We start from the raw sequence: 16,265 nt of genomic DNA, 5'->3' as shown, positions 1-16,265 counted from the left end.
GCGGTTCAACGGCGCCTGCGGGCGATGGCGCGATAGGTCGGTGCCACCAGGCTCGGCATGATGAAGAGCGTGAGCTGGGCGGCGGAGATGATGAGGCTGAGGTCGCCATCCCCCGGCGCGCCGATCGCAGCCAGCAGCAGGACGTTGTTGCGCGACCCCGTGACAAGCGCGGCGGAGAGCGCGGCGGCCACGGGCGCGGGCCGGAAGACCAGGTAGCCGATCACCTGCAGCACCATGTTGAGGCCGAGCGCGAAGGCCAGCATGGCCGCGAAGGTGGCGGGCCGCGCCATCAGCGCCGGCCCCACGCCATCCATGCAGGGGATGGCGGAGAGCGTGATCAGCAGCACCACCGCCGAATCGAGCCCCGGCGCGGCGCGGCGGATGGCGGGGCGGCCGAAGACCCGCACGGCCAGGATGGCGCCCGCGAAGCTGCCGCCAACCAGCACCGCGAGCCGCTGCGCCATGGCCAGCGGATCGACCTGCGCGCCCACCCCCATCAGCGACGCCACCATCGGCAGCCAGGCCGGTGCCAGCGCGTTGGAGGGAATGCCCACCACCGTCAGCAGCGCGCCATCGGCGCCAAGCAGGATGGCGAAGGCGGAGGCCGACATGACCGAGGGCGTCGCCGCGATCAGCACGGCGGCGGCGAGGAAGGGCGAGTCAGGGGCCAGGAAGGGTCGCAGCGCCAGCCAGACGCCCGCCGGCACCACCAGCGTCACCCAGGCCAGGATGATGATCGCGAGTGTCGGCCGGCGGAGCACCGCGCCGAAATCCGCGGGCTCGATCCGCAGCAGCGCCACCATCATCGTGCCGATGGAGAGCGCGACCAGCCAGGGCCGCATCGCACTCGCCAGGTCGGGCAGCGCGATGCCGATGAAGGCCCCTGCCGCGATCATCGGCAGGCCATGGCGGCGGATGAGGCCGCCGAGCCTGCCCATCATCCGCGCAGCGATTTCGGCAATGCCGTCACGATGTCGGGGACCACGGTAATGAGGGCGGTGAAGATCATCATGATGACGCAGAAGGGCCAGGCATAGGCGGCGATCCTGAAGATACCCTCCTTCGTCAGGCCCTGGATGACGAAGAGGTTGAAGCCGACGGGGGGCGTGATCTGCGCCATCTCGATGGTGATGATGAGGAAGACGCCGAACCAGATCGGGTCGAAGCCCGCCGCCACGGCCAGCGGCAGCGTGACGGGCAGCGTCATGACGATGGCGGAGAGGCCATCCAGGATGCAGCCCAGCGCCAGGTAGAACAGCAGCAGGACGAAGATCAGCATCCAGGGATGCAGGCCCCAGGACTGGATGGCATTCGCCACATCCGCCGGCAGGCCGAGCCGTGCCATGGCCTTGGACAGGAACAGCGCGCCCACGATGATGAGCCCGATCATGGAACAGGTGCGCACCGTGCCGAGCAGCGCGCCCCACATCCCGGCCAGCGTCAGCGTCCGCTGCGCCAGCGCGACGATGAGGGAGCCGAGCACGCCGATCGCGGCCGCTTCCGTGATGCTGGCAAAGCCGAAATAGAGGCTGCCCATGACGAAGAGGATGAGGAAGGCGATGGGCGCGAGCTGGCCCAGCGCGATCAGCGCTTCCTTCCGCGGGATGGCGGGCTCCCTGGCCGGGACCAGCTTCGGATCCTGCCACGCACGGAAACCGATCCAGCCCATGAACATCAGCGCGAGCATCAGGCCCGGCACGATGCCGGCCATGAACAGCTCCAGGATCGAGACATCGGCGACGACGCCATAGACGATCATCGGGATGGAGGGCGGGATGAGGAAGCCGAGCGTGCCTGCGCCGGCGAGCGAGCCCACCGCGAGCCGCCGGTCATAGCCGCGGCCGAGCAGTTCCTGCAGCGTGATGCGCCCGACGGTCGCCGTGGTGGCGGCGCTGCTGCCGGAGACGGCGGCGAAGAGGGTGCAGCCCAGCACGTTCACATGCAGCAGCCGCCCCGGCAGCCGCCGAGTCCAGGGCGAGAGGCCGGCGAAGAGATTCTCCGACAGCCGCGTATGGAACAGGATCTCCCCCATCAGGATGAAGAGCGGGAGCGTGATGAGCTCGACCGCCGTGGAGCTGGACCAGATGTCGCCGGCGAGGAAGCGGTCCACGCGCATGTCGCGGAAGACCTCGAGCGCCACGATGCCGATCGACATCAGCCCGACGCCGACCCAGACGCCACCCGCCAGGGTGACGACGAGCATGCCGAGGACGAGGGTGAGGGGGCCGGTCATTCGACGCCTCCGCCGGACAAGGCGGCCTTGGCCTCGGTCTCCTGCCCCAGCAGCAGCCGGACCAGCCGCGCCGCGAAGGCCAGCACCAGCAGCGTGACGCCCAGCGTCAGGAACCCTTGGGGAATCCAGAGCGGCGTCGCCATCGGGTAGAAGGAGGTGGAGCCGAAATCGACGGTGCGCAGCCATTGCTGCCAGAGCGCCGAGCAGGCGTAGCCGAGCACGCCGATGGCGAAGGCGCAGCCTGCCATGTCAAGGATGCGCGCGGCCGGCACCGGCAGCGCCTGCAGCATGATGGCGACCCGGATATGCCCGCCCTGCCGCAGGGTCCAGCCGGCGCCGCAGAACAGCACCATGCATTGCAGGTAGATCGCGTATTCCACCGCCCAGGGCTGCGACCAGCTGAAGAAGGAGGTCGCGACGACCTCCGTGATCAGGATGAGGGCGAGCAGCCCGGCGGCCACGGCCGCGACCCAGGCGCCGATCGTGCAGGCCCCATCGACGGCACGCAGCAGCAGGTCGATAGGGCCACGCCCTGATGCGGATTCAGTCATGGATCACGCGGCCTTCTCTCCTGGCTCGAATCACGGCCCAATGGGGGCCATCGGTGCAGCGCGGGGCGTGGCTATGGACGAAGCGAATGACCATTTCGGGCAGACCATCGGCGGCGTGCCGGACAGCGTGGCGCTGCTGCAGCGCCATGCGCCGGAGGCCTTCGCCGCCTATCTGGCGGCGCGGGAGGCCGCGTATCGGCTGCCGCCGGAGGGGCACCTGCCACTTGCCAGCAAGGAACTCGTCTTCATCGTGCTCGACGTGGCTGCGGGCCATGTCGAGGGCGCTGTCGCGCATGCCGAGGCCGGGCTGCGCGCCGGCCTGACGCCCGGGCAGATCATGGAAGCGCTCAGCATCGCGATCCTGATCCACGGCCATCAATGCTGGGCGCGTGCGGGGGCTGCCGTGATGCGCCATGTCGAGCACATCACGGCCAGCGGACAGCGCTGACACGCCGCGCGTCAGGCCCGGCCGACGCGTTGGCGGAACTGCTGCAGGATGGGTCCGGCGGCCGGATTGGCGCGGACGAATTCGTCGCCCATCGTGGCCGTCGCCTGGCGCACCGCCTGCAGCAGGGCGGCCGGCGGGTCCTCCACCGTCATGCCGTTCTGCTGCAATTCGCCCATGCGCAGCGTGTGCTCGCCCTTGGAGACGTTCCAGAATTCCGGCTCCAGCCGCTTGCCGAGATCGGCGATCGTCGTGCGCGTCGCGGCCGGCAGGCGGCGCCAGGCATCGTTGTTCACGACCATGAAATTGGTCGCCCAGAGGTGGTTGGTGACATAGGCGTGCTTCAGGAATTCCCAGTAGCGCTGGGCGACGGCGGTGGTGCCGCTGGTCATCACCGCATCGACGCGGCCGGAGGCGAGCGCTGGCACGACGTCCGGATTGGTCAGCTGCTGCGGCACCATGCCGAGCCGCGTGCACATCTCCGCCGTCACGCGGTCATAGGTCCGCATGCGGATGCCGCGCAGGTCGGCCGCCGTCGCGATCGGCCGCTTGAAATAGAAGAGCTGCGTGGGCCAGGGGCACATGTAGAGCACCGTCTGGTTGCGCCGCTCCAGCTCCCTCTCCCAGATCGGGCGGACCAGGGAGTGCATGATCTGCAGCTCGTCATAGTTGCTGATCAGGAAGGGGATGCTCTCGATGCCGAGGATCGGCAGGTCGCCGACATTCTGGAAGGCGGTGAATTCCGCCATCGGCACCACGCCATCACCGACCGCGCGCACCGTCTCATTCGCCCGGACGCCAAGCGACCCGCCGGCATGAACCGTCATCTGCACGGCACCGTTGGTGGCGTTGCGCACTTCGGTGGCGAAGCGCTGCGCGTTCACGGTGTGGAATTCGTTGGGGCCCCAGGGGATGGAGATGTCCCAGCGCGTCGGCGCCTGCGCCGTGGCGGTGCCGGCAGCGCCCGCTGCCAGCGCCAGCCCGCCGGCAGCCTTCATCACATCGCGTCGAAGCATCCCACTCTCCCTGGCCGTTGGTTGCTGGGATGGAAGCCAAGCATGGGTCCGGCAAGGGGACAAGAAATTTGTACGGACAAGTCGCCGATGCCGCGTTAGAAATTCGCCATGACCCTGCCCATCCGCCTGATGCATGAAGGCGCCATCGCCACGCTGCTGATCGACAATCCGCCGCGCCGCAACGCCATGTCGCGTGCCATGTGGCGCGCCGTGCCAGGGCTGGTCGCGGAAGTCATTGCGGATCCTGCCATTGCCCTTCTGCGAGTCGCGGGCGCGGGCGGCCATTTCTGCGGGGGCGCGGATATCGCGGAGTTCGGCGACGCCTACGGTTCGCCGGATGCCATCGCGCACAGCAACCGCCTGATCCGCGAGGCGATCGAGGCCGTCGCGGCCTGCCCCAAGCCGACCATCGCCACGATCCGCGGCGCCTGCGTCGGCGGTGGCGTCGCCCTCGCACTGGCCTGCGATCTGCGCCTGGCGGCAGATGATGCGCGCTTCGCCGTGACGCCGGTGAGGCTCGGCCTGACCTACAGCCACGCCGATACGCGGCGGCTGGTGCTGGCGGTGGGCGCGAATCGCGCGAAGGAGATGCTGTTCAGCGCCCGCGCCGTGGCGGCGGAGGAAGCGGCGCGCATCGGCCTGGTGGACCGGCTGTGGGAAGGGGCCGTGTTCGAGGAGGAGGCCGCGCGCTACCTCGATGGCGTCGCCGCCACGTCGCGCCCGGCGCTCCGCGGCGTGAAGGCGATGGTCGATGCCATCGCCGCCGGCGCCGCGACGGAGACGCCGGAACTGGCCGCCCTCTTCGAAGACCCTTTCGCCGGCGCCGATTTCCAGGAAGGCTATCGCGCCTTCCTGGAGAAGCGGCCGGCGCGCTTCACCGCGCCCTGAGCAACCACGCCGCCAGCGCGCAGATCGCCTGCTCCCCATAAGCGGGGCCCATGAGCTGAAGCGAGCAGGGCAGATCGCCATCCGGCGCCGGCCAGGGGAAGGCCAGCGCGGGCAGGCCTGCGACATTGGCGATGGCGGTGAAATCCGCCTGGTCCACCGGCGCCGGCGTGCCATGCGGGAAGGCGCGCTGCGGCGCTGTCGGCATCAGCAGCAGGTCGCAGTGATCGAGAGCGCGCAGCGCGCCAGCCCGCGCCTCCGCCAGGCGGAACAAGGCCTGAGCGATGCGCACGCCCTTGGCATCCCGTCCATAGGCGAGGGCGGCGCGGAAACCTGGCGTGGCGGCCTCCGGGTCATCGACCAGGGCAGGGTGCAGCGCGGCGGCCTCGGCCTCGATCAGCAGCAGGCCGGCGCGGCGCGTGGCGGTCAGATCCCAGCCCGCAACGGGCACGGGCGAGAGGATGGCGCCGGCCTCGCGCAGCCGCGCCTGCGCTGCCTCCCAGGCCGCGCGGATGGCAGGCTCCATCGGGGCGGCCAGCACCGGCTCCGGCAGGCCGATGCGGAGCCCCCTTGGGTCGGCCGGGGCCGCGGGCAGGGCACGCCAGCCTGGGGGCGTGGGACGGCTGTCGGGGTCGTCGGGGTCGTCGCCCGCCATCGCCTCCAGCCCCAGCGCGGCGCCTTCGATGCTGGCGGCCAGGATGCCGACATGGTCGAGGCGGGGCGAGAGGGCCACGACGCCGCTGCGCCCGACCAGCCCGGATGTCGGCTTCAGGCCGAAGACGCCGCAATAGGCGGCGGGGAGGCGCACGGAGCCCATCGTGTCCGTACCGACCGCGAGCGGCACGAGGCCCGCCGCGACGGCCGCGCCGGACCCGCCGGAGGATCCGCCCGGCGTGTAGCCCGCCCGCAGCGGGTTCATGCAGCGGCCGAAGCCCGGGGTATCGGTGGTGGCGCCGAGCGCGCCCTCATGCATCGCCAGCTTGCCGAGGATGACGAGCCCGGCCTCCCGCAGGCGTCGCACCACGGGCGCGTCGCGGTCGGCCACGCGATGCCTGAAGGCCGCGATGCCCGCGGTGGTGCGCAGCCCCGCGACATCGACATTGTCCTTGATGCCGATGGCGACGCCGACCAGCGGACCGCGCCCGGCAGGCGTGGCGGCCAGCGCGCCCTCGCGATCCACCTGCCAGAAGCTGCCGATCGCGCCATCCTCCGCCGCGATGCGGGCGAGCAGCGCGGGGATGTCGCTCGGCGTCACTTGCGGTCGTCGATCAGCCGGATCGGCTTCTGCCGGCTTTCCACCTGCGTGAGCGCCGCGAGCGAGCCGGGCGCGCAGAGCGCCACGCCGATCTCGACGCCGAGCCGCGTGCGGAGCGCGGCTTCAAGGCGCGACTGCAGCGCCGCATCGGCATCGCCGCGCACCTCCAGGTGGACCACCATCGCATCGCGACCATCGCTGCGCCCGACGCGGCAGATGAAGTCGCCCGTCGCCGTCTCGCACTGCTCCACCAGCAGCGCGCCGATGCCCGTCGGGAAGAGGTTGATGCCGCGCAGCTTCACCATGTTGTCGCTGCGCCCAAGGAACCCCTTGATGCGGCGGAAGGGGATGCCGAGCGGATTGGCCCCCAGCACCTCCTCCGTCACGTCATGCGTGTTGAAGCGGATGATCGGGAAGATGTCGTCCTTGAAGAGGCAGGTGCAGACCATGTCGCCCAGCGTGCCTTCCGGCACGGGCAAGCCGGTATCGGGGTCCGCGATCTCCAGCGCATGCGCATCCTCCATCACATGCATGCCGGTGCGGTCCGGGCCTTCGCCGGCGATGATCCCGGTATCGCCGACGCCGTACCAGTCATAGACCGCGGCACCGCCCCAGGCGGCAGAGAGGCTCGCCTGGCTTTCGCTGCCGAGGTGGGCGCAGATCAGGCGGATGGGGAGGTCGCGGCCGGGTTCCAGCCCTTCCTCCCGCGCCACTTCCGCGAGGCGCTTGATGTAGTCGGCGAAGCCCACGATGGCGGTGGCGCCGAACTGCTTCATGATGAAGACCTGTTGGGCGGAGCGTGTCTCCACGCCAGTCCCGGCGCTGAGGAAGCGCGCGCCGACCCAATGCGTCACCGTCTCCCGCACATAATGGCCGCCATTGATCATGCCGTGGCCATAGACGGAATGGACGACGTCGTCCCGCGTCATGCCGGCCAGCAGGTACATGCGCGCCAGCAGACGGTTCTGCACCTCCCGGCTCTTCGGGCCGAAGAGCAGCGGTTGCGGCGTGCCGGTGGTGCCGCTGGTGGTCTGCATGATGATCTGCGGGCGGCGTTCCGGCGGGTGTGCTTCCTGCCCGTGGAAGTCGCCGATCGGCGGATGGGCCGCGACGGAGGCCATGAGGTCCGACTTGTCGTAGGAGGGCAGCTTCGGGAGGTCATCGAGGCCCTTGATGTCGCCGGGCTCGATCCCCTTGGCGCCCCAGAGCCGCTGGTAGAAGGGCACCTTCCAGGCGAAGGCGAGGAGCTTGCGGAAATCCGCATCCTGCCGCGCACGCAATGCATCCCGAGACAGGCCGCGCAGCGCGCCGGGATAATCGGTGCCGATGGGGAAGTCCCGCAGCAGCGCCGGATGGTCCATCGCCGTCACATAGTCGAAGACGGTCATGCGGGGCGGCTCCTTCAGGGCAGGATGGTATCGAGCGATGCGGCGGCGGCACCGCGGGGCAAGGCAAGGGTGGCGGCGATGACGCGCTCGATCGCGTCATCGGCCACGCCGGCGCTGCGCATCAGGCGGCGCGCCTTGTCGATGATGTCGGCGACGGGCAGCGGATTCTCGGGATCGCCGAGGGCATCGGGGATGTCGGCCCGGCGTGCTTCGCCATCGGCCAGCGTGACGGTGACGGCGCTACCGTAGCGCGCGGGATAGGCGGCGGTGAAACCCGGATCGCGCAGCAGCGTGACGCGGTCACGCAAGGCGGCCAGCGACGGGTCGGTGAAGCAGGCGGGGGCGAAGGCCTCCAGCGGCGGCGGGCCGTTCCGCAGCGTGACCGCGACGGCGTGCTGCAGCGAGAATTTCGACTGGATCACGCTTTCCGGCTGAACGCGGTCGCAGAAGGCGACGGCATCGGCATAGGCGGCGACCTCGATCGCCGCGATGTCGCGGCCCGCCACCCAGTCGCGCAGCGCGAGCGCGGCGTCGATGGTGGCGTGGCAGTGGCGGCAGGCGGGCCAGGGCTTGAAGCTGGTCTCATGGATCAACCAAGGCGCGCTGGGATCGGCGAGCACGCGGTCCGGCTTCGCATCCGGCGCCATGCCGGCGAAGACGCCGAGCGCCCCTTCCAGGATCTGCTTCGGTCCGGTCAGCCCATCGGCGGCCAGCAGCGCGGCTTCCAGCCCCATCGCCGCGGCGCGGGCCGTGTGCAACTGCTTCGTCATCACCGGCTCGGCCCGGCATTGCCAGACGCCGCCCGTCTGCGTGCCGGCATTGCCGAGCGCCCAGACAGTGGCGTCGTCGTCGAGGCCGAGCAGCGAGGCCGCGGCTGCGGCGCTGCCGAAGGGGCCGCAACTCGCGGTCGGGTGGAACTGGCGGTAATGCGCGTGGCCCATGGCGCGCCCGATGCGGATTTCCGCGTCGTAGCCACGGATGATCGCATCCAGCAGCGCGGGGCCATCGGCACCGCCCTCCGCCGCCAAAGCGAGCGCGGCGGGCATGACGACGGGACCGGGATGCAGGATCGCTTCCCGATGCACGTCATCCATCTCCAGCACATTGCCGAAGGCGCCATTGGCGAAGGCGGCATCACGCGCGGTAAGGGCCGCGCCGAGGATCACGCGCGCGGCGCCCTTGGGCTGTCGTGCGGCCTGGCGGCGGAAGACGGCGCCGGTCTCGCTGGCCGCACCCGCGACGGCGCAGCCGATCCAGTCCAGCAGGTGCAGCGCGGCCCGCTCCCGATCCGCATCGGAGATGGGACGGCGGAGCAGCGCGGCGATACCCTCGGTCAAGGTGCCCAAGGCAACGACCCCGTTTGCCAGCAAAGTTGTCCGGACATATCAACGGAAGCCAGCCGAGGACGCAAGCCGCCATGCCGATGATCACGCCCGCCGCCTTCGCCGAGACGTTGCGTCCGGGCCTGCGCGTCTTTCTCGCGGGCTGCGCGGGGGAGCCGACCGCGGTGCTCGATGCGCTTGCAGCGCGGCCCGCGGCGCTGGAGGGTAGTCGGCTGCTCGGCGTGCCGATCGCCAGCATCAACAAGCGCGACTGGTCGGCGCTGGCGCCGCTGGAATCGGCCTTCATGACGCCGGAGTTGCGCGGCGGGTTGGCGGCGGGGCGCGTGAGTTTCCGGCCGCTGCACTACAGCGACGCCTTCGCCTGGCTGCGCGGGCCCGCGCGTGGCGACATGGCGATCTTCCGCTGCGCGGCGCCGCGGGATGGCAGCGTCTCCCTCTCCCTCACGCATGACTTCGTGCCGGCGCTGATGGAGGCGGGCGCGGCGCTGGTCGGAGTCGTCGATCCCGCGCTGCCGGACGTGCCGGATGGCGTGCGCTTTCCGCTGGAACGGCTGCACGCGCTGGTGGATGGACCCTCCCCGATTCCCATGCTGCCCGTGGAGCGGCCGGACGGCGCGCTGGCGGAACTGGGGCGGCATGTGGCGGGGCTGGTGCGGGATGGCGATACGGTGCAGACGGGCATCGGCACCGCCGTCGCCGCTGCGATGCAGGCGCTGGCGGGGCACAGGCGGCTCCGCTTCCATGGCGGCATGATCGCCGACCCGGTCCTTGGCCTGCTGGATGCCGGCGCGCTGGACTCGGTGACGACCGGCATCGCGCTCGGCAGCGCCGCACTCTATGACCGCCTGGCGCGAGAGACCCGGATCAGCTTTCGTCCCGTGAGCGTCACGCATGACGCGGCCCGCATCGCCGCCCTGCCGGACTTCGTCGCGATCAACGCCGCGGTGGAGGTCGATCTCTTCGGCCAGGTCAATTCGGAGATGATCGAGGGCAGGCAGGTGTCGGGCCAGGGCGGCGTCGCCGATTTCGTCCGAGGCGCGCGCCGGTCCGCGGGTGGGCGCGCCGTGATCGCGCTGCTGTCGAGCGGCAAGGGCGGCAGCATCAGCCGCATCGTGCCGCAACTGGCGCCGGGGACGCCGGTTTCGGTGACGCGCGCGGATGCCGACATCGTCGTCACGGAACATGGCGTGGCGCATCTGCGCGACGCGGATATCGATCAGCGCGCGGAACGCCTGATTGCGATCGCCGCGCCGCAGCACCGCGACGCCTTGGCCGATGGCTGGGCGCGGCAGCGGGCGCGCTTCTGATCAGCGGCCGAGGCGCTGTCTCGCCTCCGCCACCACCGCTTCCGTGTGCTCGCCAAGCGCGGGCAGGGTAGGGTCCAGCGTGCCGGGCTCATCGCGGAACTTGATGGGGAGGCCGATATGGAGGTTGCCCTCCGCATCCCGCACCAGCATCTGCCGGGCTTGCGCGTGGGGACGATGGAAGGCCTCGTGCAGGTCGAGCAGGGGTGCGAAGCAGACGTCGCGGCCCTCGAACCAGGCTTCCCATTCATCGCGCGTGCGCGTCAGGAAGGTCTCGCGCAGAAAGGCCTTGGCGGGTTCGTGCGCGGGGCCGGGTGGGCCGCTGGCACCGGCGACAAGATCCTCGCGGCCGAGGGCGCGCAGCAGGTTCTCGACGAATTTGTGCTCGCTGCCGCCGAGCACGACGTGGCGGCCATCCTTCGTCGCGTAGATGTTGTAAAAGGCGCCGCCGCCCCATTGCCGGACATTCTTCACATCCGGCGCGCGATCCGCCCCGAGCACGGCGCCGGTGGCGTTGGGCAGCCAGGAGAGCGTCGCGTCATACATCGCCATGTCGATGACATCACCGCGGCCCGTCTTCTCCCGCCGCAGCAGCGCCATCAGCACGGCGGAGAGCGCGAGGAGGGAGGCGGTCGCGTCGGCGACGGGCACGTTCGGATGTGTCGGGAGCCCATCCTGGCCAAGATTGGTGGAGAGCGTGCCGGCCAGCGCCTCCACCGCCAGGTCATGCGCGGGCTTGTCGCGCAGCGGGCCATCCTGCCCGAAGGCGGAGATGGAGCAATAAACGAGGCGCGGGTTCAGCGCCGCCATCGTCGCAGGCCCGAAGCCGAGGCGGTCCGCGACGCCGGGGCGGAAGGCCTCCACAAAGACATCGACGGTGCGAGCGATGTCATAGAGCGCGGCGAGGCCATCCTGCGTCTTCAGGTCCAGCACGATGGATTTCTTGCCGCGATGCGTGTTGCGGAACCAGACGCTGTGGCCGCCCGCACGTTCGCCGATGCCGCGCACCGGCTCGCCGGAGGGAGGTTCCAGCTTGATGACCTCCGCCCCGTGGTCGGCCATGACCGTCGTCATGTAGGGGCCAGGCAGGAACAGCGAGAGATCGAGGACGCGGATACCGTCGAGCTTCATCAGACTGCCCCCAGGGCCCTCAATTGCGCGATTTCAGCTGGCGTGTAGCCGGCCTCGGTCAGCACGGCCTCGCTATCCGCGCCATAGCCAGGACCGGCGCGGCCGGGCAGGCGCTGCCCGTCGAGGCGGATGGCGTTGGCGACGACCTTGAGATCGGGGCGCGCGGGATGCGGCAGGTCCAGCACGCCGCCGCGCGCGCGGAAATGGGGATTGTCCAGCGCCTGGCCGAGGCCGAGCACTGGCGCGACGGGCACCTGGCCCGAGAGCGTCGCCACCCATTCGGCAGAGGTCTTCGCGCGCATCACGGGATCTAGCACCGCCATCAGCGCATCGCGGTTTGCCAGACGCTCGTCGAAGCCCTTGAAGCGCGGGTCGGCGGGCAGGTCCGGCGCGCCGGCGATGGTGCAGAACTTCCGCCAGAAGCCCGGCTTGATGCACATGACGAAGACATGGCCGTCGGCGGTCGGGAACATCTCGCAGGGCACGATGAAGGGATGGCCGCCGCGCGGGCGGCGCGGCACCTCGAAGCCGTCATTCAGGTACCAGGTCGCGACATAGGTCAGCGTCTGCATCGCGACGTCGTAGAGGGAGACATCGAGGTCGCAGCCGCGGCCGGTGTTGCGCGCGCCGTTCACGCCGGCGAGCAGCGCCATCGCCGCGGTCAGACCGGACATGAAGTCCACCACGGAAAGGCCGGCGCGGGTCGGTCCAGAATCGGGTTCTCCGGTCAAGGCACAGAAGCCCGCTTCGGCCTGCGCCAGGTAGTCATAGGCCGGCCAGGACGCGCGTTCGCCATTGCGGCCATAGCCGGAGAGGTGGACGCAGACGATGGAGGGCTTCACCGCGGAGAGCGCGGGGTAGTCGATGCCGAGCCGCGCGGGCAGGTCGCCGCGGAGGTTGTTCAGCACCGCATCGGCATCGCGCACCAGGCGGTGCAGCGCGTCCCGCGCGCCGGGCTTGCGGAGATCGAGCGTGATGCTGCGCTTGTTGCGGTTGAAGGACTGGAAGTACTGGCTGTCATTCTCGCCGAGCGCGAAGCCACCGGTGTGGCGCGCGATGTCGCCGGGCGGATCGCCGCCATCGCCAGGCGGCGGCTCCACCTTGATGACCTCGGCGCCGAGGTCTGCCAGGTTCATGGTTGCGAAGGGGCCGGCGCCGAACTGCTCGAAGCTGATGATCCTCAGCCCCTTCAGGGGCAGCATCACGCGGGGAACCGCTCGATCAGCTGCTTCGCGATGATCATGCGCTGGATCTCGTTCGTGCCCTCGCCGATGCACATCAGCGGCGCGTCGCGGTAGTAGCGCTCCACGTGATATTCCTTGGAATAGCCGTAGCCGCCATGGATGCGCATGGCTTCCAGGCTGTTCTCCACCGCGGCCTCGCTGGCGTAGAACTTGGCCATGCCGGCTTCCATGTCGCAGCGCTCGCCGGCGTCATAGGCGCGTGCGGCATCGTAGGTGAGGAGGCGCGCGGCCTGCACGCGCGTTGCCATCTCGCCGAGCTTGAGCTGGATCGCCTGGTGCTGGCAGATCGGCTTGCCCATGGTCTTGCGGATCTGGCTGTACTTGACGCTGTCCTTCAGCGCGGCGGAGGCCAGGCCCACGCCACGTGCCGCGACGTTGATGCGGCCGAGCTCCAGCCCGCCGAGCGCCGTCTGCAAGCCACGGCCTTCCTCGCCGCCGATCAGGTGGTCGGCGGGGATGCGGTAATCGTCGAAGACGAGTTCCGCGCTGTCGATGCCCTTGTAGCCGAGCTTCTCCAGCTTCTTGGAGACGGTGAAGCCCGCGCCTTTCGGCGCGATCATCATCGACATGCCCTTGTGGCGCGGCGTCGCCTCCGGGTCCGTCTTCACCAGCAGGGCGAAGCAGCTGCCCTGGATGCCGTTGCTGATCCAGGTCTTGGTGCCGTTGATGACGTAGTGGTCGCCATCCCGCCGCGCGCGCGTGCGGATGGCCTGAAGGTCGGTGCCGCAATCCGGTTCCGTCAGCGCCAAGCCGCCGCGGATCTCGCCGGTGGCGAATTTCGGAAGCCAATGCGCCTTCTGCGCGGCCGTCCCCATGCGGCTGACGCAGGCCGCCATGATGAGGTGGCTGTTGAAGATGCCGGAGAGCGACATCCAGACTTCCGCGATGCGCTCGACGATCTTCGCGTAGGTGGTAGCCGAGAGACCGAGCCCGCCATATTCCGGATCGATGGTCGCGCCGAACAGGCCGAGTTCCTTCATCTGCTCGACCATCTCATGCGGGTATTCATCCGCATGTTCCAGCTTCAGCACATGCGGCCGCACGTCCCGGCCCAGCCACTTGTCGATGGCGTCGAGCAGCGCGGCCTCTTCCTCATTGGCCTCCGAGCGGGCGACATGCGTGTCCATGGCTGGTGCTCCCGTGGAATTTGTCCGGACAAATAGGGCCGGGGAGGCGCTGCGTCAATCACTTCCGCCGGTGGCGGCGGACAGCGCCGCGACATCGGCCAGCGTTTCGATCCCCGCCACGAGGTCGCGGATGCGCGTCGCCCGGTCCTCCGGCACCGGCGGCACGGCGTGGCCACAGCAGCGGAAGAATTTCTCCTCGTTCTCCTCCGCCGTCAGGGGCACGGCCGGGTGGCCATAGGTGTGGGGCAGGTGCTTCACGTGGCGCGTGCCGTTGGCGAGCGTCACGATGATCTCCTGCGGGTCCAGCGCATTCTCGTTCGTGTTGCCGTCCGGTTCGATCCGGACGCGGGATGCGAAGGCATGGACGCGCGGGTCGCGCAGCGCCTCGCCCCGGAAATCCGGCACGTCGCAGCGCCCCTTGGCCAGATAGACGCCAGCGACGAAGGACAGGCAGAGCTTCGCGTAGTTGGAGGCGGGATCGGGAATGTCGGGCCTTCCCACCAGGCGCCGCACCAGCGGCGGCACGCGGCACGTCACCTCCGCGACGTCGTCGGGCGCGAAGCCCTGTTCCCGCATCAGGTCGCGCAGCGCGTGCACGACGCCATGCGTCAGGCGGCCGGAGGGGAAGGGCTTGTGGGAGAGTTTCTCGATCTGCCACTCCCGACCCAGCGCCTTCTCGACGCGATCGGGATGCACGTTCTCCTCGATCAGCGTGAAGTAGCCGTAGCGGCCGGTGAAGACGTCGAGCGGCCCCTGCATGCCGGCCGCGGCCAGGTCGCAGGCCTCGATCGCGCCGCGGGCGTTGAAGCCGATCTGCAGGCCGAGGAGCGGCGAGCCCTCGAGATGCGGCTGCAGCGTGCCGCTGGTCTGGCCATACATATGGCCGAAGGCGCTGCGCGTCGTCGCCTCGTCGAAGCCGGCCAGGTTGGCGATGGCGGCGACGGCGCCGAAGCCGCCGGCCGTCGCGGGGCGGAAGAAGCGCAGCGGGGAATCGGTCGCGACGCCGAGCAGGCCGGCGATATCGACGCCGACCGCCATGGCGGCGAGGAAGCGGTCGCCGGAGACGGGGCGCCCCTGCGTCGATTCCCGTTCGCACCACGCGAACAACGCCGACAGCAGCGTCGCCATGGGGTGCACCACGGCGCCTTCATGGACGCAGTCGAATTCGAGGCAGTGGATGAGGTAGGCGTTGACGATGGCGGCCGACCCCGCGGCCATGCGGCGGCCGCCGATCCAGCTTGTCGCCTCATCCCCCGCGCCCCAGCGCTCCGCCAGGTCCAGCACGGTGTGGACATTGGCGCCGCTGCTGCCGGCGATGCCGACGCCGAGCGTATCCAGCAGGAAGGTCCGGCCCGCACGGATCGCGCCCGGGGAGAGGTCGCTGTGCCGCACCCGCACCGCATGGGCGGCGAAGGCGGCGGCGATGTCGTAGGACGTGCTCATCGGGCGGCGGGCTCCGCGGGCGGGGGGGTGTTGGCGGCGAAGGCGCGGGCGATCTCGGCGCGCGTGGCCATCCAGACGCCGGGCTTGCTGCGGGCATATTGCAGGAACTTCCCGAAGGCGCCGATGCGGCCCGGTCTGCCGATGATGCGCAGATGCACGCCGAGCGACATCATCCGCGTGACGCTGGCCCCTTCCTCGTAGAGCACGTCGAAGGTCTCCACGGCATAGTCCAGCCATTGCTGCGGCGTGTACCCGGGCGCCAGCCAGAACTTCATGTCGTTGCTGTCCAGCGCATAGGGCATGATGACGATGGCGCGCGGGCCATCCTTCGTCTCCACCACGTCCCAGCGCGGCTCATCGTCGGAGAAGTCGTCCATGTGGTAGAGGAAGCCTTCCTCCGCCAGCGTGGTGCGCAGCCGCGGGGAATGGAGATAGCGGGACAGCCAGCCGATGGGCCGATGGCCCGCGGTCGCGGCGATGGAGGTCACGGCCTTGCGCACGAAGTCGCGTTCCCGCGCCTCGTCATAGGAGAATTGGTGGATCCAGCGCCAGCCATGGCTGCAGGCCTCGTGCCCGCCCTCCGCGATGGCGCGTCCGATCTCCGGCGCGCGTTCAAGCGCCATGGCGGCGGCGGTGAAGGTGGCCTTGACCTCGTGCTTCGCCAGCTGCGCCGCGACGCGCGGCCAGCCCGCGCGAATGCCGTAGAGGTAGTTGGATTCATTCGCGAAATTGCGGATCGGCACCTTCAGGTGGACGCCCAGCTCATCGACCGGCTCCGGCCCCTTGTCGCCGTCGCGCACCGACATCTCGGCGCCTTCCTCCACATTCACGACGATGGAGAGGGCGAGGCGGGAATCCTGCGGCCATGGCGAGGTCGGCATCCGGGGCACCTGCTGTTGT

General features: G+C 70.0%; 15 protein-coding genes. 3 read left to right on the top strand and 12 right to left on the bottom strand.

Annotated elements, in window-relative coordinates:
* Nucleotides 1-5: 5 nt before the first annotated feature.
* From G3576_RS19630 to G3576_RS19620, 3 genes are read right to left on the bottom strand one after another with little or no spacing between them, the layout of a single operon-like run.
* Nucleotides 6-941: a hypothetical protein gene (locus G3576_RS19630; protein ID WP_164696133.1), complete on the bottom strand. Its 936-nt coding sequence runs from the start codon at nucleotides 939-941 to the stop codon at nucleotides 6-8.
* Nucleotides 938-2,233 (bottom strand): TRAP transporter large permease, encoded by a 1,296-nt coding sequence (locus tag G3576_RS19625; protein ID WP_164696132.1) that lies wholly within the window; start codon nucleotides 2,231-2,233, stop codon nucleotides 938-940. Before G3576_RS19625 ends, G3576_RS19630 begins: the two co-directional genes overlap by 4 nt.
* Nucleotides 2,230-2,784: a TRAP transporter small permease gene (locus G3576_RS19620; RefSeq protein WP_164696131.1), complete on the bottom strand. Its 555-nt coding sequence runs from the start codon at nucleotides 2,782-2,784 to the stop codon at nucleotides 2,230-2,232. Before G3576_RS19620 ends, G3576_RS19625 begins: the two co-directional genes overlap by 4 nt.
* Before the next feature lie 73 nt (nucleotides 2,785-2,857).
* Here G3576_RS19620 and G3576_RS19615 point away from each other — a divergent pair, with 73 nt between their 5' ends.
* Entirely contained in the window at nucleotides 2,858-3,232 is a 375-nt protein-coding gene (locus tag G3576_RS19615) for a carboxymuconolactone decarboxylase family protein (RefSeq protein ID WP_164696130.1), read from the top strand.
* Between the two features lie 11 nt (nucleotides 3,233-3,243).
* Here G3576_RS19615 and G3576_RS19610 read toward each other — a convergent pair whose 3' ends face one another.
* On the bottom strand, nucleotides 3,244-4,245 hold the full coding sequence (locus G3576_RS19610; protein WP_164696129.1) for a TRAP transporter substrate-binding protein: 1,002 nt from the start codon (nucleotides 4,243-4,245) through the stop codon (nucleotides 3,244-3,246).
* Nucleotides 4,246-4,353: 108 nt separating this feature from the next.
* Here G3576_RS19610 and G3576_RS19605 point away from each other — a divergent pair, with 108 nt between their 5' ends.
* The gene (locus tag G3576_RS19605) at nucleotides 4,354-5,133 is read left to right on the top strand and encodes an enoyl-CoA hydratase-related protein (protein WP_164696128.1); all 780 of its coding nucleotides are present in this window, start codon (nucleotides 4,354-4,356) and stop codon (nucleotides 5,131-5,133) included.
* Here the strand turns inward: G3576_RS19605 and G3576_RS19600 are convergent.
* Genes G3576_RS19600 through G3576_RS19590 form a run of 3 tightly spaced genes read right to left on the bottom strand, consistent with a single transcriptional unit; the run spans nucleotide 5,120 to nucleotide 9,119 of the window.
* Nucleotides 5,120-6,385, bottom strand: a complete 1,266-nt coding sequence (locus G3576_RS19600; protein ID WP_164696127.1) for an amidase — start codon at nucleotides 6,383-6,385, stop codon at nucleotides 5,120-5,122. The genes G3576_RS19605 and G3576_RS19600 overlap by 14 nt on opposite strands.
* Complete coding sequence (locus G3576_RS19595; RefSeq protein ID WP_164696126.1) at nucleotides 6,382-7,773, bottom strand: phenylacetate--CoA ligase family protein; 1,392 nt, start codon at nucleotides 7,771-7,773, stop codon at nucleotides 6,382-6,384. The genes G3576_RS19600 and G3576_RS19595 overlap by 4 nt, the downstream gene beginning before the upstream one ends.
* A 14-nt stretch (nucleotides 7,774-7,787) precedes the next feature.
* Nucleotides 7,788-9,119 carry an MmgE/PrpD family protein gene (locus G3576_RS19590; RefSeq protein WP_207622917.1) on the bottom strand — a complete coding sequence of 444 codons (1,332 nt, stop codon included), beginning with the start codon at nucleotides 9,117-9,119 and terminating at the stop codon, nucleotides 7,788-7,790.
* A gap of 71 nt (nucleotides 9,120-9,190) precedes the next feature.
* Between G3576_RS19590 and G3576_RS19585 the strand changes: the two genes are divergently transcribed.
* Nucleotides 9,191-10,423, top strand: a complete 1,233-nt coding sequence (locus tag G3576_RS19585; protein WP_164696124.1) for an acetyl-CoA hydrolase/transferase family protein — start codon at nucleotides 9,191-9,193, stop codon at nucleotides 10,421-10,423.
* Here the strand turns inward: G3576_RS19585 and G3576_RS19580 are convergent, their stop codons facing one another.
* Genes G3576_RS19580 through G3576_RS19560 form a run of 5 tightly spaced genes read right to left on the bottom strand, consistent with a single transcriptional unit; the run spans nucleotide 10,424 to nucleotide 16,246 of the window.
* The gene (locus G3576_RS19580; RefSeq protein ID WP_164696123.1) at nucleotides 10,424-11,551 is read right to left on the bottom strand and encodes a CaiB/BaiF CoA transferase family protein; all 1,128 of its coding nucleotides are present in this window, start codon (nucleotides 11,549-11,551) and stop codon (nucleotides 10,424-10,426) included.
* Nucleotides 11,551-12,753 carry a CaiB/BaiF CoA transferase family protein gene (locus G3576_RS19575; RefSeq protein ID WP_207622916.1) on the bottom strand — a complete coding sequence of 401 codons (1,203 nt, stop codon included), beginning with the start codon at nucleotides 12,751-12,753 and terminating at the stop codon, nucleotides 11,551-11,553. Before G3576_RS19575 ends, G3576_RS19580 begins: the two co-directional genes overlap by 1 nt.
* Complete coding sequence (locus G3576_RS19570) at nucleotides 12,753-13,922, bottom strand: acyl-CoA dehydrogenase family protein (protein ID WP_164696121.1); 1,170 nt, start codon at nucleotides 13,920-13,922, stop codon at nucleotides 12,753-12,755. Before G3576_RS19570 ends, G3576_RS19575 begins: the two co-directional genes overlap by 1 nt.
* A 54-nt stretch (nucleotides 13,923-13,976) precedes the next feature.
* A complete protein-coding gene (locus G3576_RS19565) occupies nucleotides 13,977-15,365 on the bottom strand; it encodes an MmgE/PrpD family protein (RefSeq protein ID WP_164696120.1) in 1,389 nt (462 codons plus the stop codon).
* Nucleotides 15,362-16,246, bottom strand: coding sequence for a polysaccharide deacetylase family protein (locus G3576_RS19560; RefSeq protein ID WP_164696119.1), 885 nt, complete (start codon nucleotides 16,244-16,246; stop codon nucleotides 15,362-15,364). Before G3576_RS19560 ends, G3576_RS19565 begins: the two co-directional genes overlap by 4 nt.
* Nucleotides 16,247-16,265 lie beyond the last annotated feature (19 nt).

It is taken from the genome of Falsiroseomonas algicola, from assembly GCF_011040385.1.
In the GTDB taxonomy this organism is placed as follows: Bacteria; Pseudomonadota; Alphaproteobacteria; order Acetobacterales; family Acetobacteraceae; genus Falsiroseomonas; species Falsiroseomonas algicola.
This window is presented reverse-complemented; position numbering and strand designations above follow the sequence as displayed.